Genomic DNA, 258 nt, shown 5'->3' with positions numbered 1-258 from the left:
TATTACACCTTTATTTCGATAGTACACATCTTCTAATCCGATGTTATACTTCATGTTATTATCCGTCCACTCTGGCCCTAAGTTCCCTGGCCATCCAGATGTATTCGCTATATATTTCAGTAATGCAAAATCAGACAAACCTTTTTGCACCCCACGCTTATATCCTTTCATTAAATGCGGCATTGCAATTTGCGCATTTGTACGTGGATCTTTCAGCTCATCATCAGTTAAATGTTCTGGTGCAAGCCCGCCGCCGCG

Annotated in this window: 1 pseudogene; it reads right to left on the bottom strand. The window is 41.9% G+C overall.

Annotated elements, in window-relative coordinates:
- Positions 1–258: pseudogene (locus KVT27_RS25320) on the bottom strand (transglycosylase SLT domain-containing protein); the annotation flags it as partial.

It is taken from the genome of Lysinibacillus sp. GbtcB16, from assembly GCF_019091145.1.
Taxonomy (GTDB): Bacteria; Bacillota; Bacilli; order Bacillales_A; family Planococcaceae; genus Lysinibacillus; species Lysinibacillus fusiformis.
The sequence above is the reverse complement of the archived record's forward strand: the minus strand, read 5'-3'. Positions and strand labels throughout refer to the sequence as shown.